This is a genomic window from Gardnerella vaginalis (assembly GCF_001563665.1).
Classification (GTDB): Bacteria; Actinomycetota; Actinomycetes; order Actinomycetales; family Bifidobacteriaceae; genus Bifidobacterium; species Bifidobacterium vaginale_A.
In genome coordinates this window covers 1-24,073 of the sequence record NZ_KQ961868.1, presented here as the reverse complement: position 1 = coordinate 24,073, position 24,073 = coordinate 1, and the positions used below count along the sequence as shown (strand labels likewise).

The window sequence follows — 24,073 nt, the reverse complement described above, 5'->3', positions numbered from 1 at the left end:
ATGGGTCAGAAGATCAATCCTTTCGGCTATCGCCTGGGCATTACCGAGAATCATCGTTCTAAGTGGTTCTCCGATTCTACTAAATCCGGCGAGCGTTACCGTGACTTCGTTCTTGAGGATGACAAGATTCGCAAGGAAATGAGCCATGACCTCGAACGTGCAGGCGTTTCTCGTATCGTTATCGAGCGTACTCGTGACAGAGTGCGTGTGGATATTCACACTGCTCGTCCAGGTATCGTTATCGGTCGTCGTGGTGCAGAAGCTGAGCGCGTTCGTGCAAAGCTAGAGAAGCTCACGGGCAAGCAAGTACAGCTTAATATCTTCGAAGTGAAGAATGCTGCACTCGACGCTCAATTGGTTGCTCAGGGTATTGCGGAACAGTTGACAAACCGCGTTACATTCCGTCGTGCTATGCGTAAGGCACAGCAGGATGCTATGCGCGCTGGTGCAAAAGGTATCCGTATTAAGCTTTCCGGTCGCCTTGGTGGCGCGGAAATGAGCCGTTCTGAGTTTTACCGTGAGGGTCGTGTTCCACTGCAGACACTTCGCGCCCTTATTGATTACGGCTTCTTTGAAGCTAAGACTACTTACGGCCGTATTGGCGTAAAAGTCTGGATTTACAAGGGTGATATGACTGAGCGTGAGTTCGAAGAGCAGCAGGCTCAGCAGGGTAAGCGTGAAGGACGTCGTGGTGGAGAACGCCGCACACGTCGTGGTTCTCGCTCTGCTAACCAGCAGAAAGCGACTGAAGCACAGGCTGAAAAGCCAGCTGAAGCTGTAGCTGCTGAAGCACCTGCCGCAACGGAAACGAAGGAGTGAGCAGATGCTTATCCCAAAGAGGACAAAATATCGCAAGCAGCACCGTCCTACCCGAAGCGGCATGTCTAAGGGTGGTACCGCAATTGCTTTTGGTGATTTCGGTATTCAGGCGCTTGCTCCGGCGTACATCACTAACCGTCAGATCGAGGCAGCCCGTATTGCCATGACTCGTTACATTAAGCGTGGCGGTCGTGTGTGGATTACGGTCTTCCCAGATCGTCCATTGACCAAGCATCCGCTTGGTGCACGAATGGGTTCAGGTAAGGGCGCTCCAGAATTCTGGATTGCAAATATCCACCCAGGACGTGTAATGTTTGAAATCGGTGGTGTTTCTGAGGACATCGCTCGCGAGGCTTTGCGCCGCGCCATCGATAAGCTCCCTATGAAATGCCGTGTTATTGCGCGTGAAGGCGGTGACATCTGATGCCAGTCGGAACTGCAGACTACACCATCAAGAATTTGAACGAGAAGACCAATGCTGAAATTGAAGGCTTCTTGAAGAAGTCAAAGGAAGAGCTTTTTAACTTGCGCTTCCAAGCAGCAACAGGTCAACTTGAAAACACCGCTCGCCTCAAGGCTGTCAAGCACGACATTGCTAGGATGTATACTGTCCTACGTGAGCGTGAACTCGGCATTAGCCAAGAGCCAAGCGTGACTGAGGTCAAGGAGAAGTAAGCATGGCTGAGAACCAAGAGCGCAACTTCCGCAAGGTTCGTCGCGGCTACGTCGTGTCCGAAGCCATGGACAAGACGATTACTGTCGAGTTGGAACAGCGTTCAACCCACCCACTTTACGGTAAGGTTGTTCGTTCCACCAGCAAGGTCAAAGCCCATGATGAACACAACGAGGCACATGTTGGCGACCTCGTGAGTATTATGGAAACTCGGCACGTGAGCAAGACCAAGTGCTGGCGTCTCGAATCTATTATCGAGCGCGCCAAGTAAACAAGTTCGGCAAGGCTCCGCACTTCACCCGTGTTTATTCTTATGAATATTCACGGGTGAGTGGGGAGAACCAGCTCGGCTAAGGAGAATCAATGATTCAGCAGGAAACGCGGCTTCATGTCGCCGACAACACGGGTGCTAAGGAATTACTTGCCATCCGCGTGCTCGGTGGATCGAAGCGACGCTATGCCGGCATCGGCGACATCATCGTCGCCTCCGTCAAGGACGCGATCCCTGGCGGGTCGGTTAAGAAAGGCGACGTAGTTAAAGCTGTCGTCGTCCGTACTGTCAAGGAACATCGTCGTATAGATGGTTCCTATATTAAGTTCGACGAGAACGCCGCCGTCATTCTCGGCTCTGGCCGTGAACCAAAAGGCACTCGTATCTTTGGACCAGTCGGTCGTGAATTGCGTGATAAGCGCTTCATGAAGATTGTGTCCCTCGCCCCGGAGGTGATCTGAGATGGTAGCCAAAATTAAGTCCGGCGACCAAGTAAAGGTCATTCGCGGTAAGGATCGCGGTAAAGAAGGTAAAGTACTTCGTGTACTTCCTGAGGACCGTCTTATTGTAGAGGGTGTACAGGTTGTTAAGAAGCATGTCCGTGCTACCCAGCAGGGTCAGCAGGCAGGCATTGTTTCTGTTGAAGCTCCAATACATCGCTCTAATGTGATGGTTATTGACCCAGAAACTAAGCAGCCTACCCGCGTGGGCGTGATCGTCAAGCAAGAGGCTCGTGACGGCAAGGTGAAAACCGTGCGCGTGCGTGTCGCCAAGAAGTCCGGAAAGGAGCTGGCATGACCGATACTACAGTTGAGGCACCGGCAACTCCGCGCTTAAAACAGCAATATAATGATCAAATCGTTCCAGCTTTGGAAAAGGAATTTGGCCACACAAATCCTATGCAAGTTGCTCGCGTGCAAAAGATCGTCGTTTCTATGGGCGTCGGCGCAGCTGCTCGTGACTCAAAGCTTATTGAAGGAGCGATTAAAGATCTCACTTTGATTACCGGTCAGAAGCCAAAAGTCACCAAGGCTAAGAAGTCTGTTGCGCAGTTCCATTTGCGTGAAGGACAGGCTATTGGTGCTTATGTAACTCTTCGCGGCGATCGTATGTGGGAGTTCTTGGATCGTCTTCTCACTCTGGCTCTGCCTCGTATTCGCGATTTCCGCGGTATCAATGGTAACCAGTTTGACGGTCAGGGTAATTACAACTTTGGTCTTACAGAACAGTCAATGTTCCATGAGATTGATCCTGACTCGATTGATCATCAGCGTGGTATGGACATCACCGTGGTGACCACCACCAAGGACGATGTGGAAGCTAAATCTTTGCTTAAGCATCTTGGCTTCCCATTCAAGGAGAACTGAAATGGCAAAAACCGCTCTGAAAAACAAGGCGGCCGCTAAGCCGAAGTTCAAGGTACGCGCTTATACGCGTTGCCAGGTTTGTGGTCGTCCCCACTCAGTGTATCGCAAGTTCGGTTTGTGCCGCGTATGCCTTCGTGAAAAGGCTCATCGCGGTGAACTGCCGGGTGTTACGAAGTCCAGTTGGTAAATATCGACGCTGAAGGTCCACTGCTTTAGACAAAAAGTCTTAAATTTGGCGGTGGAAACCACGGCGAGAAAGGGCGTTAGCCCACATGACAATGACAGATCCTATCGCAGATATGTTGACACGTCTGCGTAATGCGAGTGCGGCAAAGCACGATACAGTTGATATGCCGTACTCCAAATTCAAGGCGAATATCGCCGAGATTCTGAAGCGCGAAGGTTATATTAAAGACTTTGCTGCTAAGGAAGCCAAGGTTGGACAGACTTTGGAAATTACGTTGAAGTACGGTTCCAATGGTCAGCGTTCCATCCAGGGCATTAAGCGCATTTCTAAGCCAGGCTTGCGTCGTTACGCAAAGTCAGACTCTTTGCCAATGCCTCTTGGTGGTCTCGGTATTGCAATTATCTCGACCAGCTCGGGATTGTTGACCCAGAAGGAATGCCTCGACAGAGGCATTGGCGGCGAAATCGTCGCTTACGTATGGTGAGAAAGGAGAGCTGAAAATGGCATCGCATATTGGTAAGCTCCCCGTCGACATTCCTCAAGGCGTGGAAGTGAAAATTGATGGTCAGGCTTTTAGTGCTAAGGGTGCTAAAGGTTCTGATACTTATGTAATCCCAGAAGGCATTACTGCTGAAGTTGCTGATGGACAGGTTGTATTAACTCCAGCTGACGATTTGCGTCCAACTCGTGCAAAGCATGGTTTGGCTCGTGCAATCGTTGCATCCATTGTTAAGGGCGTTCATGATGGTTACGCTAAGACTTTGGATATTGTTGGTACTGGTTATCGTGCAGCGAAGAAGGGTAAGGGCGTTGAGTTCTCACTCGGTTATTCGCATACGATTACTATTGAACCTCCTGAAGGCATCGAATTAGAGTTGCCGAATCCCAACCAAGTAATCGTCAAAGGCACTGATAAGCAGGTCGTTGGTCAGGTTGCTGCAAATATTCGCAAGCTACGCGCTCCTGAGCCTTACAAGGGTAAGGGCATCAAGTACTCAGATGAGCGTATCCTGCGCAAGGCTGGAAAGGCTGGTAAGTGATATGAGCGTCAAGATTTTCGGTAAAGGTACGAAAGTTGCGCGTTTGCGTCGTCACGCCCGTCTTCGTAAGCGTATCTCCGGCACATCGGAGCGTCCTCGTTTGGTCGTTTCTCGTTCCAATCGTCATATGGTTGCTCAAATTGTGGATGACACTAAAGGTATTACTTTAGTAAGTGCTTCCACTTTGACTTCTGATTTTGCCGGTTTCACCGGAACTAAGACTGAAGCTGCAACTAAGGTTGGCGAGTTAATCGCGGCTAAGGCGAAGGAAGCGGGCATAACCGCTGTAGTCTTCGACCGTGGCGGTAATAAATATCATGGTCGCGTCGCAGCTGTTGCTGAAGGCGCTCGTCAGGGAGGTCTGGCACTGTGAGCGACAACGAAAAGGAAACCCAAGTGGCTGAAGAAACTCAGAACACTCAGGCATCCGCTGAGGAACGCAATGATGACCGCCGTTCTCGCCGTTCTAAGGGCGAGGGCAAGCGTGGTGAGCGTCGTAGCCGTCGTGAAGAAAACCGCGGTGAAGAGCTTTTAGATCGCGTTGTAACTATTAACCGTGTTTCAAAGACCCACAAAGGTGGTCGTACTTTCAGCTTTGCAGCACTTGTTGTTGTAGGCGATGGTAAGGGCACTGTTGGTGTTGGTTACGGTAAGTCTCGCGAAGTTCCAGCTGCAATTGCTAAAGGTCAGCTAGACGCTAAGAAGCATATGTTTACTGTTCCACGTATTCGTGGCACCGTCACTCATCCAGTGATCGGTCACGATGCTGCTGGTACTGTTCTGCTTCGTCCAGCTGCTCCTGGTACTGGTGTAATCGCTGGAGGTGCTGTGCGTGCCGTTATGGAATGCGCTGGCATCACCGATATTCTCACCAAGTCCATGGGCTCTGCAACCGCTGTAAATGTGGTTCGTGCAACTGTGGATGCTTTGAAGAAGCTTGAAGAGCCAGAAGAGATTTCTGCTCGTCGTGGTCTTTCACTTGAGGAGATTGCTCCTGATGCTTTGCTTCGCGAACGTGCTACTGGCATCGCTGAAGCACGCAAGGCTCGCGAAGATGCTCAAGCTGCAAAGGCTCAAGCTGCAAAGGATGGTGAGTGATGTCTAATTTGAAGATCACTCTGGTGCACGGTTTAGTTCATTCAACCGAGCGTCAGCGCGCGAATGTGCGTACTCTTGGCCTTCATAAGATTGGTCATAGCGTAGTTCGTGAAGATACTCCAGTCAATCGTGGCTTGGTAATGGCTGTGCGCCATCTTGTAAGCGTTGAGGAGGTTGACTGATTATGGCTAATGAAGAACCAATGTTGCACATGCACACGTTGCGTCCAGCTCCAGGAGCTAATAAAGATCGCATTCGTGTTGGTCGTGGCGAAGGCTCAAAAGGTAAAACCTCTGGCCGTGGCGATAAAGGTACGAAGAAGCGTTACCAAGTTCGTCCAGGCTTTGAAGGTGGCCAGCTTCCACTTTACATGCGTTTACCTAAGCTTCGTGGCTTCAGAAGTCCTTTCAAGAAGGAATTCCAAGTTGTAAACGTTGCAGCTCTTGCTGAGCTTTTCCCAAAGGGTGGCGAAGTTAATGTTGCAGACTTGGTAGTCAAGGGCGCTGTGCGTGATGGCTATCCTGTTAAGGTTTTGGGCGATGGTGAATTAACTGTTGCTTTGAATCTTAAAGGTGTAAAGGCTTCTGCATCCGCCAAAGCTAAGATTGAAGCTGCTGGTGGCTCTGTTAGTGAAGAGTAATTAGTTCTAAACTAATTTTTAGTCACTTAAATTTTTTGATAATCCCTCCGGCTTATGCTGGGGGGATTATCTGCTATTTAGATTCTATTTGTTTGCAATCGTTTCGAGCTATTTTTCTTAACGGCGCGCCGGTAGATACCGTAGGTTACACTATTGCAACAGAGTTTGTTTTTTAACTGGTTTGCGTCTAGAAGTCGCGCGAAAGGGGAGGAAGACCCAGGTGAAAACGTTAATCCAGGCCTTCAAGACGAAGGAGTTGAGGAATAAAATCCTTTTCGTCTTCGCAATGATAATTATTTATCGTATCGGTTCGTTCATCCCGATTCCGGGTGTGGACTATAAGATAGTACGTGAATGTACCACAAATCTAGCTTCTTCTAGCGAGAACTTCATTGGCTTAGTCAATTTGTTCTCTGGTGGCTCTCTTTTGCAGCTTTCTATCTTTGCTTTAGGCGTGATGCCATATATTACTGCATCAATTGTGATTCAGTTATTGCGAGTTGCAATTCCACGCTTTGAAGCTTTGCATAAAGAAGGACAGTCTGGAGAAACTAAGCTTACTCAGTATACTCGTTATCTAACTGTTGGTTTAGCTGTTTTGCAGTCTACTACTATCTTGATTACAGCGCGTTCTGGAGCTTTGTTCGGTGGTCGTTGCCAGGGTAGTGTTATTCCAGATGCAAGTAATTTGCCAATCATGATTATTATTATGACCGGCGGCACAGGTCTTATCATGTGGATGGCAGAACTTATAACCGATAAAGGCATCGGTCAAGGCATGTCTGTCTTAATCTTCATGTCTATTTGCTCCGGATTCTTGCCTCAATTATGGAATATTGGATGGGGTACTAACGGTCGCGATGGCGATTGGGTAAAGTTTGGTATTGTTACCGGAGTCTTGCTTGTTATTCTTGTTTTCGTTGATTTTGTGGAACTTGCACAACGTCGTATTCCTGTTCAATACACTCGCCGTATGATTGGTAGAAAGATGTATGGCGGATCTTCAACGTATCTTCCTTTGAAGATTAACATGAGCGGCGTTATACCACCAATCTTCGCGTCTTCCATTCTCGCAGTTCCTACGCTTATAGCGCAATTCGCAGATCCTTCTAAAGAATGGGTTAGATGGATTAACGCTAATTTTGCAAACACAACATCTGTTTGGTATATCGCTTTGTATGCTTTGATGATTGTATTCTTCTGCTTCTTCTACACTGAGATTACTTTTAATCCAGATGAAACTGCAGATAATATGAAAGAATATGGCGGATTTATTCCAAGTGTTCGCGCAGGTAGTGCTACTAGTAAGTATTTGAGCTACGTTATGAATAGATTGAATACTGTTGGAGCTGTTTACTTGTTGTTTGTTGCTTTGATTCCGACTGTATTGATTATGGCTTTGCATCTGAATACTAAGTTGCCATTCGGTGGAACTACAATTCTGATTATTGCAGGCGTTGGATTGGATACATTACGTCAAGCATTAGCTCAGACTGAGCAGTTCCAGTATGCTGGTTTCTTGTTTAATCACGATGAGCAAAAGCCACAGAACAATAAACAAGTTTCTCAAGAGCAACTATCTGAGTAAATAATATTTAGTGATGCCTGATATAGGCGTTACATTTAAGGAGAATTTATATGCGATTGCTGATTATGGGACCGCAAGGCGTTGGCAAAGGTACTCAGGCTGCGTTGTTGAGTGAACATTACGGTATTCCTGCTATATCTACTGGAGATATTTTCCGGTACAATCTTAAAAATCAAACTGAGCTCGGAAAGAAAGTTCAAGGATATCTTGATAAAGGCGAGTTAGTTCCTGATGAGCTTACAAATAGCATTGTTAAGGATCGTTTGGCTCAAGATGATGCAAAGAATGGCTGGATTCTTGATGGGTATCCTCGTAACGCTTCTCAAGTTAAGGCTTTGGATTCTATGCTTGAAGAGCTTGGTACTCCTTTAGATCATGTGATTGCTTTAGAAGCAGAGCGTGACGTGCTTTTTGAGCGTATGAAAAAGCGTGCAGTTGAGCAAGGTCGTTCTGACGATACTCCTGAAGTGATTACTAAGCGTCTTGAAACTTATGAGCGTGAAACAGCACCATTGCTTGATATTTACGATAGTCGTGGCCAATTAGTTGAGGTTGATGGCGTTGGTGATGTGAGTGATATTAGTCATCGCATTATTCAATCTTTGAGCTGAACTAATTTGATTATTTGCGCCTAGTGCGACACGCCGTGTGTCGTATTGGGCGCTTTTGCTGTATTATTAAAGATTGGTGTGTCTTCGGACGCGCAAAGTATTATGTCCAAGGAACGGAACGAGGCTCATGGCAAAAGACGGTGTGATTGAAGTCGAAGGCAGAGTAGTTGAAGCATTACCAAATGCAATGTTTCGCGTGCAGCTTGAGAATGAACACATCGTGCTCGCTACAATCTCAGGCAAAATGCGTAAGAATTATATTCGTATTCTGCCGCAAGATCGTGTTGTGTTAGAAATGAGTCCATACGATTTGAACCGTGGGCGTATTACGTACCGATACAAGTAAGGTACAAGAAAAAAGGAAAACCATGAAGGTCAGCCCGAGTGTTAAAAAGATCTGCGACAATTGCCGTGTGATCAAACGCAAACGCCGCGTCATGGTGATCTGCACCAACCCACGTCATAAGCAGCGTCAGGGCTGAGTAGATTCCCATCGCGGAAATAAAGAAATAAGAAAGGCACTAAATCACAGTACTAACAAATGTTTCAGCTGTTAAAGTTGCGATATAGTACTGAACCCTGGGTGCGCAGGCCCAGGCCGTAATTGCGGAAGATTTGGTGCACGACCTGCGTAACAGTAAAGGAATTACAATGGCACGTCTTGCCGGAGTAGATATTCCCAATGAGAAGCGCATTGAGATCGCCCTCACTTATATTTTTGGTGTAGGACGTACTCGCGCTAAGGAAACGCTTGCCGCGACCGGTGTTAATCCGGATACCCGCGTCAAGGATCTTACTGATGATCAATTGATCACCTTGCGTGATTATCTCGAAGCTAATTACAAGATCGAGGGCGATTTGCGTCGTGAAATCGACGCCGATATTCGTCGTAAGATTCAGATCAACTGCTATCAAGGCCAGCGTCATCGCAAGGGTCTTCCTGTGCGTGGTCAGCGTACTAAGACTAATGCTCGCACCCGTAAGGGTCCAAAGCGTACTGTCGCCGGGAAGAAGAAGGCCACCCGATAGTAGTCGGTGGTCGGCTCTAGGCCACGGGTTGATTTCCATCGCCTAGACATTACCAACTCATTCGTAATTAGGAAACGAGGGTCAATGGCAGCTGCAAAGCAAGCCTCGCGCAAGCCGCGTCGCCGGGACCGCAAGTCGGTACCGGTTGGGCAGGCGCATATTAAGTCAACATTTAATAACACGATTATCTCCATCACCGATCCATCCGGTGCAGTCCTTTCATGGGCTTCCGGTGGTGATGTCGGCTTTAAGGGTTCCCGTAAGTCGACTCCTTACGCTGCAGGTATGGCCGCTGAGGCTGCTGCTCGCAAGGCTATGGAGCACGGCCTTAAGAAGGTCGATGTGTTTGTTAAGGGTCCAGGTTCCGGTCGTGAAACCGCTATCCGTTCCCTTCAATCCGCGGGTCTCGAAGTTGGTTCTATTACCGACGTCACCCCGCAAGCGCATAACGGCGTACGCCCACCAAAGCGTCGCCGCGTCTGAGCACTCTTACGAATCCATCCATCCAACCCGCTTATGGGCGGCGAGTGCACCACCGACCAGAAGCTGAAAGGATACCAAAGTGCTTATCGCACAGCGTCCGACACTTACCGAGGAATCACTGAATCCCCAGCGTTCTCGCTTTACTATTGAGCCGTTGGAGCCAGGTTTTGGCTACACGCTCGGCAATTCGCTGCGTCGTACATTGTTGAGCTCTATTCCAGGAGCTGCCGTTACATCGGTACGTATTTCTGGTGCTCTTCATGAGTTTACGACTCTGCCAGGTGTTGAAGAGGATGTCACTGAAATCCTACTGAACATCAAAGGTATTGTGCTCACTAGTGAGTACGACGAGCCAGTAGTTATGTATCTTCGAAAGAATGGCAAAGGTGAAGCAACTGCTGGAGATATTACTCCTCCGGCTGGTGTCACTATTGCTAATCCTGAGATGCATATTGCTACTCTCGCAGAAGATGGTGAACTTGAGATTGAGTTTACTGTTGAGCGCGGCCGTGGCTATGTTCCAGCTCAGATGAATAAGCAGGAGAATAGCGAAATCGGTCGCATTCCTGTGGATTCGATCTACTCACCAGTATTAAAGGTGAGCTATAAGGTCGAAGCTACCCGCGTGGAACAGCGCACGGACTTCGATAAGCTCATCCTGGATGTGGAAACCAAGCCGGCTATTTCTCCACGTGATGCAGTTGCATCCGCTGGTTCAACCTTAGTTGAGCTTTTCGGTCTTTGCCGTGAGCTTAATGTTGAGGCTGAAGGTGTAGAAGTAGGTCCAGCTCCTGCCACTGAGGAAGCTGATTCCCAAATGGCTATCCCGATTGAAGATTTGAATCTTACGCAACGTAGCTACAATTGCTTAAAGCGTGAAGGTATTCATACAGTCGGTGAATTGGTTATTCACACTGAGCAGGATTTGCTCGATATTCGTAATTTCGGCATGAAATCCATCGATGAAGTGAAAGAAAAGTTGCAATCCATGGGATTGTCATTGAAGGCTTCACCGATTGGCTTTGACGCCAATAATCTCGAAGGTGGTACTTTCTTCTCTCCTGAAGACGAGTAAGAAGTATCCCTGCAATCGCCGTAGTATTCGGATGTTCGGGTTGATGCCCACCTGAATATTACGGCAATAAGGAGTAACAATGCCTACACCGAAACAAGGCCCTCGTCTGGCTTCTAGCCCAGCTCATGAGCGCCTGATGCTGGCCAACATGGCGACCAGCCTTTTCCAGCACGGTCGTATTGTGACGACTCTGCCAAAGGCAAAGCGTCTTCGTCCACTTGCTGAGCGTTTGGTTACATTCGCTAAGCGTGGCGATTTGCATTCACGTCGTCGCGTGTTGCGCGTGATCCGCGATAAATCCGTGGTTCACACTCTCTTCACTTCGATTGCTGAGCAGATGAAGCAACGCGAAGGCGGATATACCCGCATCGTGAAGATTGCTCCTCGCCGTGGCGATACTGCTCCACAGGCTATTATTGAGCTTGTTGTTGAGCCAGTAAGCCCAAAGAAGGCAGTCGTTAAAGAAGCTGAAGCTGCAACGAAGGTGGCTGCAGAGGCTTAATAGGCCGCAGGGGTATAGTGAGTTAGATATATTGTGATTCTAGTTGCTTTTGCAATTATGTTTTATGATTATCTTTTATAATTACCTCGAAATTTAACTTAAACGAGTCAGGATTATTCCTGGCTCGTTTTTTATAAATATTTAAATGTTCAAGTTTAAAATATTCAAATGTTAAAGTTTATAAATGTTTTATAAATGTTTTATAAATGTTTAAATGTTTATCAAGTAGAGGGAAACCTTTAGAATAGTACGCATGCCTAAAAAGAATTCACTTACTGTTCATCGTGTATTAGCACTGTTCCTCACGTACGTTTTATTGTGCGTGTGCGGCGGTGGTGCATTAAGTATATTATTCGTTCCTGGAGTTATGAGCGTGAACAGCGTAGTGAAGTCTGTTGTGCCTTCACTTAGAGTTGATGGAATAGATTTTGACGTTACAGCTTTACCTCAGAAATCGCGTATTTTTGCTGCAGACGGTAAAACTGTGATTGCAACATTTTATGCTCAAAATCGTACTGTTGTTCCTTTGCGTAAAATTTCAAAATACATGCAACGAGCAATGGTTGCTCGTGAAGATCGCCGATTTTTTGAACATTCAGGTGTAGATGTGCAAGGTGTTATGCGCGCATTTGTTCAAACTTTTATTAGGCATTCAAGTATGCAAGGTGGATCTTCTCTCACACAGCAATACGTAAAAAATGTTCTTATGATTAAAGCGCATGACGATAACGATCCTATTTCTGAATATCATGCGTCTGAAGGAACTATAGCTCGCAAGTTGCGAGAAATGCTTATAGCTATCCAAATTGAGAAAAAGTACTCAAAGCTGGAAATTTTGCAAGGATACTTAAATATAGCGCAATTTGGTAGCAATAATTTGTATGGCGTTGAGATGGCAGCAAAACGATATTTCAATACTACTGCTGCTGATCTTAATCTTGTACAATCTGCTACTATTGCTGCTATTACTAAGAATCCTTCACGTTTTGATCCTTCAATTGAAAGCAATCAAAAAGCTTCTCAAGCTCAGCGTAATACTGTTTTGGATTTGATGTTACGTCAAGGTTTTATTTCCAAGAGTGAGCACGATAAAGCTTGTGCAACTCCTATTAAAGATACTTTGAATATTCAAAGAAATATATCTCACATTGGTTGTCAAGCTGCTGGTGACTCAGCGTTCTTCTGCGATTATGTAACTAAGAAAATTCTTAATTCTCGCGAGTTTGGTAGCAGCGTTTTAGCACGTAAAAAGTTGCTTAACGAAGGTGGACTTGATATTTATTCCACAATGGATATTAAAGCAAATGAAGCTGCTATGAAAACAGCTCGTGATACTGTTCCTGTCAATGATAAAAGCGGATTTGAGGTTTCGATTGCAGCTATTAAGCCTGGTACTGGTGAAGTTCTTGGATTTGGTAGCAATCGTATTTATGATGCGACTGATGCTGCAAGGCTAGATCCAACTCATACTGCTATTAACTATGCTGTTGATGAACGTGACGGTGGCGGTCTTGGCTGGCAGATTGGTTCTACTTGGAAACCGTTTAATATGGTTGCTTGGCTTTTAGCAGGCAAATCAATAAACACGCCTTTGCATACAAGCACTTTGTATAATAATTCAGATTTTTCTTGTGCAAGGTATCGTGGACAAGGACGTTGGTCTGTTCATAACGCTGGTGGTGGAAATGTTAGTGTTGAAACTCCTTTAATGGGTCTTGTTCATTCTCATAACACTATTCAGGCTGCTATTGGTTCTCAAATTAAATTGTGTGCTGTTGCTGAAGCAGCTAGAACTATTGGATACCATAATTCTCCGTACGGTCAGGAAGATGTGTTCTCTAAGAACTCTATGAATCCGGCTATGTTAATTGGTTCTGTTCAAGCTTCTCCACTTACTATGGCTAATGCTTATGCAACTATTGGAGCTAATGGAGTTCAGTGTGATCCTATTGCAATTAAGCGAGTTGTAGATAAAAGCGGAAAACGTTTGCGTGTTCCAAGCGCTCATTGCCATCAAGCAATTCCTAAGAAGGTTGCGCAAACTGTAGCTTTTGCTATGAATCAAGGTGTTGTTCAGCCTAGTGGTGTAGCTCGTCCTGCACAGCTTGCTAATGGTCGTAAGACTTTCGCTAAGACTGGTACTAACCAGGATACTTATATGCTTACAGGCGGTTTTGTTCCTAATCAAGTTGCTGCTTTCGTTGCTATTGGTAATGCTGAGCATCCTAAGAGCTTTAATGGAGCGACTATTAAAGGTGTTCGCCGTGGTACTTGGTATGGTGTAACTATTGCAGCGCCTGCTTTCAAAGCGTTTATGAATGATTATCTTTCTGCAGCTAATATTCCGCAAGATAATGATTACGGACAGCCAGATCCTGATTTTATGGCTGGTGGCTCTATGCCTTCAGGTTATAGAAGGTTGCAAGATGATGAGGGGCAAGCTGAGCGTGATGCAGATGCTCAGCGTGAAGCTGCTCGTGAGCAACGCAATTCGCGTAGTGGATCTCAATCTGGTGAGCAAACTACCACCGGCGGTACAGGCGGTGCCGGCGGTACAGGTGGTGCCGGAGATGGTGGTGCAGGAGATGCTGGCGAAGAAGGCAATGATTAAAAATTTGCTGTTATTTGAGTTGAGCTTTAATATTAGAGTATGACAACTGTAAATTCAGCTTCAGGCTCAAAAAAGTCGCTTAAGAAATACGTTTCTAATAATGCGCTCGCGAACGCGGTTAATATGGCTGCAACGGATTTGTTTACGTTTGCTTATAAACATGTGATTAAGCCTCATATGGTTTTTAACATTCCTCCAGATGAAGCTCACGATCGCATGATTGCGTTGTGCAAATCTTGCGAAAATAACCAGTTGCTAATGTGGCTTTTAAGATCGACTCTTAATTACACTGATCCTGTGCTTGAAACTGATGTTATGGGATTGCATTTTGATAATCCTTTTGGTTTAAGCGCTGGATTAGATAAAAATTGTGATTTAACGTATGTTCTAGATAATGCTGGATTTGGTTTTGAAACAGTCGGGTCTACTACATCGCGTCCTTGTGCAGGTAATGAAAAGCCTTGGTATCACCGTTTTCCTGAGTATGATTCGATTCTTGTGCATGCTGGTTTAAGTAATGACGGTTGTGATGCTGTTGTTTCTCGCGCTGAAAAGGCGTTTACTTCCATGCGCTCTATGGCGATTTCTGTGTCTATTGCGCGTACGAATGACGATTTAGTTGGCGATTTAGACGAAGGAATTGAAGATTATCGTATATCTCTTGAGCGTGCAGCTGATCGCACTTCGATGATTGAAGTGAATATTTCGTGCCCGAATACTCGCGCTGGAGAGCCTTTTAGTGATCCTAATGCATTGGATAAGCTTTTTACAGTGTTAGATAAAGTTGAGCGTAATCAGCCAACGCTTGTTAAAATGCCTTTGGAATTGCCGGGGGGCTGGGAGCAGTTTAAGTCGCTTTTAGATGTTCTTAACGAGCATAAAGTTGATGGAGTAACTATTGCGAATTTACGTAAGAATCGAATAGGTTTGAATATTCCTTCTGATTTGCAAGGTGGTATTTCTGGTTCTCCTGCTTATAAAGCAAGTAATGAGCTTATTCGCAAAACTCGCGCTGCTTTTGGAGATCGTTTTACGATTGCTGGCGTTGGTGGAGTTTCTACTCCTCGTCAAGCATATGAGAAGATTCGTGCTGGATCTGATTTAGTGATGTTTATTTCTTCTCTTATGTATAGAGGACCTCAGCAGATTAGCGTTCTTAAGCGTGGTTTAGCTAGATTGCTTAAAGCGGATGGTTATGAGCATGTTTCTGATGCTGTTGGTGTTGACGCTTAAGACGAGTTGATTATCGTATTTTAATTACGTTCGATTTTGTGCGTTTTTTGCGTGTAGATTCTCTTATTTGCTTTTATTTGTGCGTTGCATTGCACTTCGCACATAGAAACGCTCAATTGAGTTTGTTTTTTGCGTATATGTGTGCGATAATGTTAATATGATTTCTTCACAGCGTCAACATTTGATTTTGAATCGTCTGCGTACTCGCGGTGCAGTTCGTATTACTGCTTTATCTAAAGAACTTGCAGTAAGTGCCATGACTATACGTAGAGATATAAGCGAGTTGTCTGATAAGGGTTTACTTAAACGCGTACACGGTGGTGCTGTAACTACTAATACGTTGTTAAGTGAGCCTTTATTTTCTGTAAAATCTCAAATGGATATTGGCTTGAAGGATGCTATTGCGCGTAAAGCAGTGGATTATGTGCAACCTGGAGATGTTATTGCTATTGGTGGTGGCACTACAGCGTATGTGTTTGCTCAGCATTTGTTAGAGTCGCGTCAAGCTGCAGGAATTACTATTTTAACTAATTCAATTCCTGTAGCGGAATTAGTTCAAGCGCTCGAGTCAAAGGATGTTGAGGTTATTGTAACTGGCGGTGTTATTACGCGTTCGAATTCGCTTGTTGGTCCTATTGCAGATAAAGTTGTGGCATCATTGCGCGTTAATACTGTGTTCTTGGGAACTCATTCAGTTTCTTTGCCGCGTGGATTCCTTATGCCAAATTCGCTTGAAGCTGCTACTGATATGGCTTTGATGGATATTGCGGATCGCACTATTATTTTGACTGATCATACTAAGTGGAAGTGTACTTCTCTTTCGCTTTTTGCGCGATTTGATCAAGTTGATGTTGTTATTACAGATGACGGTTTAGAGCCTAGTAGCCAGTTGCGTACTCGTGAATTAGTTAAAGATTTAGTTCTTGCTCCTACAAGAGAAGAGATAGAGTCGCGTTCTGTTGGAATCTAGTTGGTGTATCTAGATAGTGAGTCTAGTTGGTGAATCTAGATAGTGGATTTAGCGTAATTTAATATTGCGTTGTAAGTATAATTTAATTTGTTAATGCGTAACAGGTGTATCAAGGAAGATGCACCTGTTGCTATTTCCATTCTCGCTATTTCCCATCTATTTATTTTTTATATACATTTCTTCTCGCTATTTCCCATCTATTTATTTCCCATATCTCTATCCCATCTTTCCATTCTTGCTATTTCATTAAGTGTTACTGTGATAAAAATTACGTTTTGCGTTATGCATTCTATACCGCTGCGAGCTTTCTCGATGTAACCTTTATATTAGGGATAATTTATAGATGTTAGGGTAAGTATTTTTGCTACATTTACCCTTAGTGAATTGCGCTATTGGAGGCGTTATGTGCGTTAATGCGAATGATTTTCACAATACAGCAAATAATACAGCTGCAGACGTGGAAATGAGCCAGTATGTGGCTGATCGCGCTCGCGTTAATGAAGAAAAGATTCGTAAAGATGAGCAGATTGTAGCTGAATTTGGTGAATATAATTACGGTTGGCATGATTCTGATGCTGCCGGCGAGGCTGCAAAAAAGGGTATTGATGAATCTGTTGTTCGTGCGATTTCTGCAGATAAAAATGAGCCTTTCTGGATGCTTAATCTTCGTTTACAAGGATATCGCGCGTTTTTACAAAAGCCTATGCCGGATTGGGGTGTTGATTTAAGCGGTTTTGATGCAGATGATTTCAAGTACTACGTGCGTCCTGTTCACGATCAAGTGAAAACTTGGGATGATTTGCCTGAGGATATTCGTAACACTTACGATCGCTTGGGTATTCCAGAAGCTGAGAAAAAGCGCTTAGTTTCAGGTGTTGCTGCACAATATGAATCTGAAGTTATTTATAATTCGATTCGCGAAGATTTGGCATCTCAAGGTGTGATTTTCGTAGATACAGATACAGCAGTTCAAAAGTATCCGGAGCTTGTAAAAAAGTATTTTGCAACTGTGATTCCAGTTGACGACAACAAGTTTGCTGCTCTTAACACAGCTGCTTGGAGTGGCGGATCATTTGTTTACGTACCAAAAGGCGTTCATGTTGATATTCCGCTTCAAGCTTATTTCCGCATTAACACGCCGAATATGGGGCAATTTGAACGCACGCTTATTATTGCAGACGAAGGTTCTTACGTTCATTACGTAGAGGGTTGCACTGCTCCAATTTATTCTACGGATTCACTTCATGCTGCAAATGTTGAGATTATTGTTGAAAAGCATGCTCGAGTTCGTTACACAACTGTTCAAAATTGGTCGAATAATGTTTATAATTTAGTCACTCAGCGCGCTTATGTGCGTGAAGGTGGCACAATGGAGTGGGTTGACGGAAATATTGGATCTAAAGCTACTATGAAGTATCCTGCTTGTATTCTTGCAGAACCATATGCTAAAGCTGAAACAATGTCTTTGAGTTTTGCTGGTCGTGGGCAATATCAAGATACAGGCGCAAAAATGATTCATTTAGCTCCGCACACGAGTTCTACGATTGTTGCTAAGTCTATTTCGCGTGGTGGTGGGCGTTCTGCTTACCGTGGTCTTGTGAAGATTGTTAAAGGTGCTAAAGGATCTAGTTCCTCTGTTGTGTGTGACGCATTGCTTGTCGATGATTTTTCAAGGTCAGATACGTATCCTCATGTTGATGTTCGTGAAGATGACGTTTCTATGGCTCATGAAGCCACTGTTTCCAAGGTTTCTGAAGATCAGCTATTTTATTTGATGAGCCGTGGGCTTGAAGAAAAAGAAGCTATGGGAATGATTGTTCGTGGCTTTGTAGAGCCGATTAGTCGCGAGTTGCCAATGGAGTATGCACTTGAGCTTAATAGATTAGTTGAATTGCAAATGGAAGGTTCTGTTGGATAATGTGTGATAATTTGGGCGAGAATTTTGGTAATAAAGTTGGTAATGAAGTTGGTAGTGAAGTTGGTAATAATTTGAGCGAAAATTTAACTAAAAATTTGGGCAATAACATGAATCAAAAAGAAATAGCAATTCCTGTTGCGGATCCTCTAGATCCGTACGCTGTCCCTGCAGCAATGCCTTCTAGTGCAGATAAATCTGTGAGATCTTTTAACGTGGATGATTTTGCGATTCCAACGCGTAAGCAGGAAGATTGGAGATATACTCCAGTAGAGCGAATTGCCGAGTTTTTCGAGTGTTTTGAACCGTCTAATAGTCTTCAAGTAAAGCTTGAAGGCGTTGGTGGAGCTGATTTAGATGACGATTATATTGGCGAATTTGGTAAAGTAAGTTTAAGCGTAAAACAGAAGGAAGATGCTCCACATACAAATCTAAAGCCTTCAGATCGAGTAGCTGCAGTTGCTTGGAATGTAGCGAAACAAGCGCATGTTCTTCATGTATCTGGCGAAATCAAAAAGCCAATCGTACTTAAAATTCAGGGTAATAATGTTAATACGCTTGACGCACTGCATTTAGTAGTCGAAGCAGATTCTCGTGCAAACGCAGATATTATTATCGAACATACCGGCTGTGCAAAACTTGCTGAAGGCGTAGAAATCATACTTGGTGAGCATTCTCATATTTCTACAACGTTTATTCAAGAGTGGGATTTGGGCAGTAAGCACGTTGGAAATCAGCGTATTCACGTAGGTTTAGGTGCGTCTTTGCGTCACACAATGGTCACTCTTGGTGGAGATGTTGTTCGTATTCGTATGGATCAAGATTTTGGTGGCGAGCAAGGTGATTTGAATATGCTTGGCATGTATTTTGTTGATCCTGGAGAACATGTTGAGCATCGCACTATGGTTGTGCATAATTATCCGGAATGTAAGTCTAGAGTAGTGTATAAAGGTGCTTTAGAAGGTAAAGGAGCACATTCTACTTGGGTTGGAAACGCGCTTATTAAGCCTGAAGCTCCTGGTACTGATTCGTATGAATTGAATCGTAATTTAGTTTTGACTCCTGGAGCAATCGCCGATTCTGAGCCGAATTTGGAGATTGAAAATGGAAATATTATTGGAGCTGGTCATGCAAGTTCTGTTGGTCGTTTTGACGATGAAGAGCTTTTCTATTTGCAATCGCGCGGAATCAGTGAAGTTGAAGCGAGAAAGCTAGTAGTGCGTGGATTCTTTAACGAGTTGATTGAAGAAATTGGTGTTCCAGAAATTGTAAATCATTTAATGAATGCGATTGAGCGTCGTCTTGCGAGAACCGAGGATACTGCTAAATCAGTAGATTCTAAGCAAAATGATCCTGAACAAAACTAACTTGCGAGAACTGAAGAATAGGAGAAAATAATGTCAACTTTGGAAATTAAAGATTTGTATGCGTCTGTAGAAACAAAAGAAGGCAGAAAGCAAATCTTAAAAGGTGTAAATCTTACTGTTAATTCTGGAGAAACTCACGCAATTATGGGTCCTAATGGATCTGGAAAGTCTACTCTTGCTTATACTTTGGCGGGGCATCCGAAATATGAAGTTGATTCAGGTCAGGTTTTGCTTGACGGTGAAGATATTTTGAAAATGACTCCAGATGAGCGCGCAAAAGCTGGGTTGTTCCTTGCAATGCAATACCCTGTGGAAGTACCTGGTGTTTCTATGACTAATTTTCTTCGCACTGCAAAAACAGAAGTTGACGGTGTTGCTCCATCTTTAAGAAGCTGGGTGAAAGAACTTAGCGATGCTATGAAAAAACTTCGTATGGATCCGAAATTTGCATCGCGTTCAGTTAATGAAGGATTTTCAGGCGGTGAAAAGAAGCGTGCAGAAGTTTTGCAACTAGAGCTTTTGAAGCCAAAATTTGCTATTTTAGACGAAACTGATTCTGGTCTAGACGTTGACGCGCTTCGTATTGTTTCTGAGGGCGTGAATAGAGCGAAAGAGAATACTGGCTTGGGTATTATGATGGTTACGCATTATACGAGAATTCTTAAGTATATTAAGCCAGATATTGTGCATGTTTTTGCTCAAGGTCATTTTGTGAAGACTGCAGGACCTGAGCTTGCAGACGAGCTGGAAGAAGAAGGCTATGATAAGTATTTGCCTGAGGGTGCGACTGAGTCTGCACTTGCTTAAGCGCTCTTAAGCAAGCTTTAAGTTTTAGTCTATCTATATTCATGACGAAATCGTTCAGAATAGCATTAATGGTTTGGTATAAAAAGCGTAAGAAAAGCGTAAAGTTGGCGGTTTAATATGACTGAAGAAAATATTATGCGAGAATTTAGCGATTTGCGCGCACAGTTTCCGATTTTACGCCGCACAGTTCACGGCAATTCGCTTTACGATACTGTGCACGGAAAGCCGCTTATTTACTTAGATTCTGCAGCAACTGCACAAAAACCTCAAGTTGTAATAGATGCTGAAAGTGAGTTTTACGAAACTATTAACGCATCTGTTCATAGGGGAGCGCACGAGTTAGCAGCTTTAAGCACGATTGCGTTTGAAGATGCTCGCGCGAAAATTGCGCGACTTGTTGGAGCGTGCGCCGAATCTGGGCGCGAAGAAATTGTTGTTACTACGGGCGCTACGGGCGCGCTGAATTTGCTTGCAACTTCTATTGGTAACGCTAGTGCGAAAGCTAGAATTTACAAAAAAGACAGTGATAATTCTGCTGATTTCGATAATTCTGTTGATTTCGCTAATTCTGCTGATTTCCGCAAAAATTTCGCTCTTCACGAAGGAGATGTAATAGTAGTATCGCGTGCAGATCATCATTCTGTACTTTTGCCTTTTCAAGAGCTTGCTTTTCGTACTGGAGCTGAACTTCGTTGGATTGATGTTAGGGAAGATGGACGAGTTCGAACTGATTCAAATTATTTAAAAAATATAATTGACTCGCGCACGAAAATAGTTGCAGTCACGCATATTAGTAACGTTACTGGAGCAATTACAGACGTTTCGCCGATTTGCAAGCGCGCTCACGAAGTTGGAGCGATTTTTGTGCTTGATGCATGCCAATCTGTGCCTCACATTCACGTTGATTTCCATGCGTTAAATGTTGACTTTGCAGCTTTTAGCGCTCATAAAATGTATGGTCCTACTGGAGTTGGGTTCTTGTATGGAAAGCATGATTTACTTCAAGCTCTTCCACCTGCGTCTTTTGGTGGTTCAATGGTTGAGCTTGCTTGGTTGAATAAACCAGCGCAATACATGGATGCTCCTTACAGATTTGAAGCTGGAACTCAGCCTGTTGCGCAAATGGTTGCTTCTGGAGTTGCTGCAGATTGGCTTCGTTCGCTAGATATGAATCGTGTTGCAAAACATGAGAATGAGATTGCTGCAGAATTGATGAAGTTAAAAGATATCCCGGGAGTTCGCGTTCTTGGACCGGTTGATTTGAATAATCGCATTGGAACTGTTTCTTTTGAAGTTGATGGAGTGCATCCACATGATGTTGGGCAGTTTTTGGATGCGCAAGGAATTGCAATTCGCGTTGGACATCATTGTGCTCAGCCTATTCATAGGCATTTTGGCGTTTATGCGTCTAATCGCGCTTCCGTTGGCGTTTACAACACTATTGATGAAGCTCGCGCGCTAGTTAAAGCAGTATCTTTAGTTCGTAACTATTTTGGAGTGTGATTTTTAAATAATCGAATCTGTTTTGCTAAGTAATTTAAAACACAATGTAATTTCATGCTCATTATGTATTAGTGAGGTGTGGGAAATACTTAACGAACAATAAAAAGCGAAACGGTGCTTGAAGAAGTTACACCTAATCCAAACTATTTGTAAAACTAAAGTAAGTTAAAATCTAACTTTCAATTACTACAAGCAATAACATTTAAACATGCGTAAAAAGTTGAAGCTCCTGTGAGGTAAGTAATTCCCACGCCTCACAACAACAGTCAAAGCACAGCCAAAATAATAAGTTGTGTCAATAATCTTAAATCTTGCAGTTTATGCAATTTAGTAAATTTTATGCGGTTGGCGGAATGCCAGCATAAGGTTCTTGTGAATCAGAGTAAAGCAAATTAGGATTTGAACTGTATTTCGCGCCTAACGCAAAGTTGGCTTGCAAATTGCTGAGATTGTAGCCTAGAGCTTCAAGTTGAGCTCGTCCATCTTCGCTTATGTCCTCAACGCTCCAACGTGGTTTCCAAGTCCAGTCGATTCTAAATTCGTCAACTAGTCCAACTAGTGCGCTCGCGCACTCATCTTCAATCAAATCAGTAAGAGGACAAGCAGGAGTTGTAAGCGTCATTGTTATAATCGCGCGCCCAAGTTCATCAAGTTCAATTCCGTAAACCAGTCCTAAGTCAACTACGTCAATGCCTAGTTCGGGGTCTACAACGTCATGTAAAGCGTCTAGTATGTCTTCTTCTTTAACGCGACCAATATTTTTAGCGTTAAGTGATGATTGCGCGTGATTTTCTTCCATAATATTCCTTGTTTTTCTTGTCTATAAGATTCTATAAGTCTTGCATAGCCTTTGCAATACTGTCTTTTAAGCCTTCCCAAGCTAAAAGTGCGCATTTTATTCTCATCGGATACCGTGAAACACCTTGTAAAACAATTGCGTCTTCTAGGGCGCTTTCTTCATCTTCGTTGCTTAAGCCTGCTCCTTTAGATTGCATAAGGCAGTGGAATAGCTTTGCGAGTTTTAGTGCTTCGTCAACGGATTTTCCTTCAACTAGATCTACCATCATTGAAAGGCTTGCTTGTGAGATTGAGCAACCGTGGCCGTCCCATTTTATGCTTGAAATTATTGGATTTTGTTCATTAGCATTTTCGTAAGATAGTTTTACTCGCATAGTCACTTCATCTCCACAAGTTGGATTGAATTGATGCGATTGACCTAAAGATTGTTTTGATTGCGTGTGCTCTTTTATGTTGCAACTTTCGTGAGTATTGTTTAGTTTTATTTCTGACTTTAAAGTTTGTTGTTCTTTAGATTCAGTGGAGTTCTTAGCGTGTGTTTCTTGTGTTTCTGCTTGCTCAAGCGCGTTTGTGATATCAAAATGAGTTTTTCCATGAGGGTTTCTTGCAGCGTCTAGAATTACTTCTTGATACATGCTTTCTAAACTATCGCTGTTTGCTTTGACGCTTATATCAAACATGTGCGCTCCTTGATTTAGCTTAAACACTTTGATGAACTCGCATTGATTTTACCAATAAATTATGTGTTTGTTGACAGTGTGTGGTGGAAGTGGTGGAGGGAATGGTGGAAGTGGGAGATGTGGATAGAGAGGTGAGGAAAGGGAGTAGGTAGGGAGTAGGGATGGAGTTGTGAGGTGGAGGTATGGAATGAGTGTAGGTGAATGGGAATGTGAAGGTGGAAGAGGTGTAGGGAATGGTGGTGGAAGGAATGATTGTTGGAAGTGGGAGTAGTAGGGAGGTATGGAATGGTGGTGTGAGGTGGAAGATATGGAAGTGGAAGTGGGAGATGCGGATAGAGAGGTGAGGAAAGGGAGTGGGGACTGAGTAGGTAGGGAGTAGGGATGGAGTTGGGAGGGGGTTGTGTGGTGGAAGTGGTGTGGTGGAAGTGGTGGAGGGAATGGTGTAGGAAGTGGTGTGGAGTGGTGCTGTGGAGAGCTGGTGGTGCTTTAGTAAATGCTGTGGCTGCTCTTGGAGAAGGAACATGCTCGGGCGTGTTGAGTGTTGGTGTGTGTAAATCCTTGATTTTGCAAGGTTTTAGCATGCTTTAATGCGTTTCCTTAAAGTTTCCTGAGAAAATTCTTGAAAATTCTTGAAAATTCCTGAAAACATATTTTTTACTATAAAAACATTGGTGTTTTTGTATTTTTTACGATGTTTTGCTTGTTTTAGTTTTATTTTTTAGTTTATTTTATTGAAATTGTGGATAAGTGTCAGTTGGTCGGCTCTTGACTTTTTCAAACGGGGGGGGGGTATCTTAAAAGCAAAC

General features: G+C 44.1%; 32 protein-coding genes. 30 read left to right on the top strand and 2 right to left on the bottom strand.

Annotated features, from left to right (window positions below; genetic code table 11):
• The 29 genes from rpsC (at position 1) to HMPREF3230_RS04150 (ending at position 21,789) form a co-directional block, all read left to right on the top strand.
• Positions 1-819, top strand: coding sequence for a 30S ribosomal protein S3 (gene rpsC / locus HMPREF3230_RS04285; RefSeq protein ID WP_075523716.1), 819 nt, complete (start codon positions 1-3; stop codon positions 817-819).
• Positions 820-823: 4 nt separating this feature from the next.
• Positions 824-1,243, top strand: a complete 420-nt coding sequence (gene rplP / locus HMPREF3230_RS04280) for a 50S ribosomal protein L16 (RefSeq protein ID WP_075523715.1) — start codon at positions 824-826, stop codon at positions 1,241-1,243.
• A complete protein-coding gene (gene rpmC, locus HMPREF3230_RS04275) occupies positions 1,243-1,494 on the top strand; it encodes a 50S ribosomal protein L29 (protein WP_075523714.1) in 252 nt (83 codons plus the stop codon). Before rplP ends, rpmC begins: the two co-directional genes overlap by 1 nt.
• Before the next feature lie 2 nt (positions 1,495-1,496).
• On the top strand, positions 1,497-1,763 hold the full coding sequence (gene rpsQ, locus HMPREF3230_RS04270; RefSeq protein WP_075523713.1) for a 30S ribosomal protein S17: 267 nt from the start codon (positions 1,497-1,499) through the stop codon (positions 1,761-1,763).
• A gap of 92 nt (positions 1,764-1,855) precedes the next feature.
• Complete coding sequence (rplN, locus tag HMPREF3230_RS04265) at positions 1,856-2,224, top strand: 50S ribosomal protein L14 (RefSeq protein WP_075523712.1); 369 nt, start codon at positions 1,856-1,858, stop codon at positions 2,222-2,224.
• A gap of 1 nt (position 2,225) precedes the next feature.
• Positions 2,226-2,561 (top strand): 50S ribosomal protein L24, encoded by a 336-nt coding sequence (gene rplX / locus HMPREF3230_RS04260; RefSeq protein ID WP_075523711.1) that lies wholly within the window; start codon positions 2,226-2,228, stop codon positions 2,559-2,561.
• Positions 2,558-3,130, top strand: coding sequence for a 50S ribosomal protein L5 (gene rplE / locus HMPREF3230_RS04255; RefSeq protein ID WP_075523710.1), 573 nt, complete (start codon positions 2,558-2,560; stop codon positions 3,128-3,130). Before rplX ends, rplE begins: the two co-directional genes overlap by 4 nt.
• Position 3,131: 1 nt before the next feature.
• A complete protein-coding gene (locus HMPREF3230_RS04250; RefSeq protein ID WP_004114370.1) occupies positions 3,132-3,317 on the top strand; it encodes a type Z 30S ribosomal protein S14 in 186 nt (61 codons plus the stop codon).
• Positions 3,318-3,402: 85 nt separating this feature from the next.
• The gene (gene rpsH, locus HMPREF3230_RS04245) at positions 3,403-3,801 is read left to right on the top strand and encodes a 30S ribosomal protein S8 (RefSeq protein WP_075523709.1); all 399 of its coding nucleotides are present in this window, start codon (positions 3,403-3,405) and stop codon (positions 3,799-3,801) included.
• A gap of 16 nt (positions 3,802-3,817) precedes the next feature.
• Positions 3,818-4,357 carry a 50S ribosomal protein L6 gene (gene rplF / locus HMPREF3230_RS04240; protein ID WP_075523708.1) on the top strand — a complete coding sequence of 180 codons (540 nt, stop codon included), beginning with the start codon at positions 3,818-3,820 and terminating at the stop codon, positions 4,355-4,357.
• A 1-nt stretch (position 4,358) separates the two neighbouring features.
• The gene (gene rplR, locus HMPREF3230_RS04235) at positions 4,359-4,730 is read left to right on the top strand and encodes a 50S ribosomal protein L18 (protein WP_075523707.1); all 372 of its coding nucleotides are present in this window, start codon (positions 4,359-4,361) and stop codon (positions 4,728-4,730) included.
• On the top strand, positions 4,727-5,455 hold the full coding sequence (gene rpsE, locus HMPREF3230_RS04230; protein WP_075523706.1) for a 30S ribosomal protein S5: 729 nt from the start codon (positions 4,727-4,729) through the stop codon (positions 5,453-5,455). The genes rplR and rpsE overlap by 4 nt, the downstream gene beginning before the upstream one ends.
• Positions 5,455-5,637: a 50S ribosomal protein L30 gene (rpmD, locus tag HMPREF3230_RS04225; protein WP_075523705.1), complete on the top strand. Its 183-nt coding sequence runs from the start codon at positions 5,455-5,457 to the stop codon at positions 5,635-5,637. The genes rpsE and rpmD overlap by 1 nt, the downstream gene beginning before the upstream one ends.
• A gap of 2 nt (positions 5,638-5,639) precedes the next feature.
• Complete coding sequence (gene rplO, locus HMPREF3230_RS04220; protein WP_075523704.1) at positions 5,640-6,095, top strand: 50S ribosomal protein L15; 456 nt, start codon at positions 5,640-5,642, stop codon at positions 6,093-6,095.
• A gap of 220 nt (positions 6,096-6,315) precedes the next feature.
• Positions 6,316-7,683, top strand: a complete 1,368-nt coding sequence (secY, locus tag HMPREF3230_RS04215; RefSeq protein ID WP_075523703.1) for a preprotein translocase subunit SecY — start codon at positions 6,316-6,318, stop codon at positions 7,681-7,683.
• A 50-nt stretch (positions 7,684-7,733) separates the two neighbouring features.
• Positions 7,734-8,294: an adenylate kinase gene (locus tag HMPREF3230_RS04210; RefSeq protein WP_075523702.1), complete on the top strand. Its 561-nt coding sequence runs from the start codon at positions 7,734-7,736 to the stop codon at positions 8,292-8,294.
• A 127-nt stretch (positions 8,295-8,421) separates the two neighbouring features.
• Positions 8,422-8,640, top strand: coding sequence for a translation initiation factor IF-1 (gene infA, locus HMPREF3230_RS04205; protein ID WP_075523701.1), 219 nt, complete (start codon positions 8,422-8,424; stop codon positions 8,638-8,640).
• A 22-nt stretch (positions 8,641-8,662) separates the two neighbouring features.
• A complete protein-coding gene (gene rpmJ, locus HMPREF3230_RS06235) occupies positions 8,663-8,776 on the top strand; it encodes a 50S ribosomal protein L36 (protein WP_082266282.1) in 114 nt (37 codons plus the stop codon).
• 169 nt (positions 8,777-8,945) lie between these two features.
• Positions 8,946-9,323 (top strand): 30S ribosomal protein S13, encoded by a 378-nt coding sequence (gene rpsM, locus HMPREF3230_RS04200; protein WP_075523700.1) that lies wholly within the window; start codon positions 8,946-8,948, stop codon positions 9,321-9,323.
• A gap of 84 nt (positions 9,324-9,407) precedes the next feature.
• A complete protein-coding gene (rpsK, locus tag HMPREF3230_RS04195; RefSeq protein WP_075523699.1) occupies positions 9,408-9,806 on the top strand; it encodes a 30S ribosomal protein S11 in 399 nt (132 codons plus the stop codon).
• A gap of 79 nt (positions 9,807-9,885) precedes the next feature.
• Positions 9,886-10,881 (top strand): DNA-directed RNA polymerase subunit alpha, encoded by a 996-nt coding sequence (locus HMPREF3230_RS04190; protein ID WP_075523698.1) that lies wholly within the window; start codon positions 9,886-9,888, stop codon positions 10,879-10,881.
• Between the two features lie 79 nt (positions 10,882-10,960).
• Positions 10,961-11,383, top strand: a complete 423-nt coding sequence (rplQ, locus tag HMPREF3230_RS04185; RefSeq protein WP_075523697.1) for a 50S ribosomal protein L17 — start codon at positions 10,961-10,963, stop codon at positions 11,381-11,383.
• A gap of 253 nt (positions 11,384-11,636) precedes the next feature.
• Positions 11,637-13,994 (top strand): transglycosylase domain-containing protein, encoded by a 2,358-nt coding sequence (locus HMPREF3230_RS04180; protein ID WP_075523696.1) that lies wholly within the window; start codon positions 11,637-11,639, stop codon positions 13,992-13,994.
• Between the two features lie 39 nt (positions 13,995-14,033).
• Positions 14,034-15,227 (top strand): quinone-dependent dihydroorotate dehydrogenase, encoded by a 1,194-nt coding sequence (locus tag HMPREF3230_RS04175; RefSeq protein ID WP_075523695.1) that lies wholly within the window; start codon positions 14,034-14,036, stop codon positions 15,225-15,227.
• A 157-nt stretch (positions 15,228-15,384) separates the two neighbouring features.
• On the top strand, positions 15,385-16,197 hold the full coding sequence (locus tag HMPREF3230_RS04170) for a DeoR/GlpR family DNA-binding transcription regulator (protein ID WP_075523750.1): 813 nt from the start codon (positions 15,385-15,387) through the stop codon (positions 16,195-16,197).
• 403 nt (positions 16,198-16,600) lie between these two features.
• Positions 16,601-18,115: a Fe-S cluster assembly protein SufB gene (sufB, locus tag HMPREF3230_RS04165; RefSeq protein WP_075523694.1), complete on the top strand. Its 1,515-nt coding sequence runs from the start codon at positions 16,601-16,603 to the stop codon at positions 18,113-18,115.
• Positions 18,116-18,186: 71 nt separating this feature from the next.
• Positions 18,187-19,479 (top strand): Fe-S cluster assembly protein SufD, encoded by a 1,293-nt coding sequence (gene sufD, locus HMPREF3230_RS04160; RefSeq protein ID WP_075523749.1) that lies wholly within the window; start codon positions 18,187-18,189, stop codon positions 19,477-19,479.
• Positions 19,480-19,509: 30 nt separating this feature from the next.
• Positions 19,510-20,286, top strand: coding sequence for a Fe-S cluster assembly ATPase SufC (sufC, locus tag HMPREF3230_RS04155; RefSeq protein WP_075523693.1), 777 nt, complete (start codon positions 19,510-19,512; stop codon positions 20,284-20,286).
• 135 nt (positions 20,287-20,421) lie between these two features.
• Complete coding sequence (locus tag HMPREF3230_RS04150) at positions 20,422-21,789, top strand: SufS family cysteine desulfurase (RefSeq protein WP_075523748.1); 1,368 nt, start codon at positions 20,422-20,424, stop codon at positions 21,787-21,789.
• 337 nt (positions 21,790-22,126) lie between these two features.
• Here HMPREF3230_RS04150 and HMPREF3230_RS04145 read toward each other — a convergent pair whose 3' ends face one another.
• Both HMPREF3230_RS04145 and sufU read right to left on the bottom strand, forming a co-directional pair.
• Complete coding sequence (locus tag HMPREF3230_RS04145) at positions 22,127-22,588, bottom strand: metal-sulfur cluster assembly factor (protein ID WP_075523692.1); 462 nt, start codon at positions 22,586-22,588, stop codon at positions 22,127-22,129.
• Between the two features lie 31 nt (positions 22,589-22,619).
• Entirely contained in the window at positions 22,620-23,267 is a 648-nt protein-coding gene (gene sufU, locus HMPREF3230_RS04140; protein WP_075523691.1) for a Fe-S cluster assembly sulfur transfer protein SufU, read from the bottom strand.
• Between the two features lie 381 nt (positions 23,268-23,648).
• On the opposite strand from sufU, the gene HMPREF3230_RS04135 reads away from it, so the two are divergent.
• On the top strand, positions 23,649-23,855 hold the full coding sequence (locus tag HMPREF3230_RS04135) for a hypothetical protein (protein WP_075523690.1): 207 nt from the start codon (positions 23,649-23,651) through the stop codon (positions 23,853-23,855).
• Positions 23,856-24,073 lie beyond the last annotated feature (218 nt).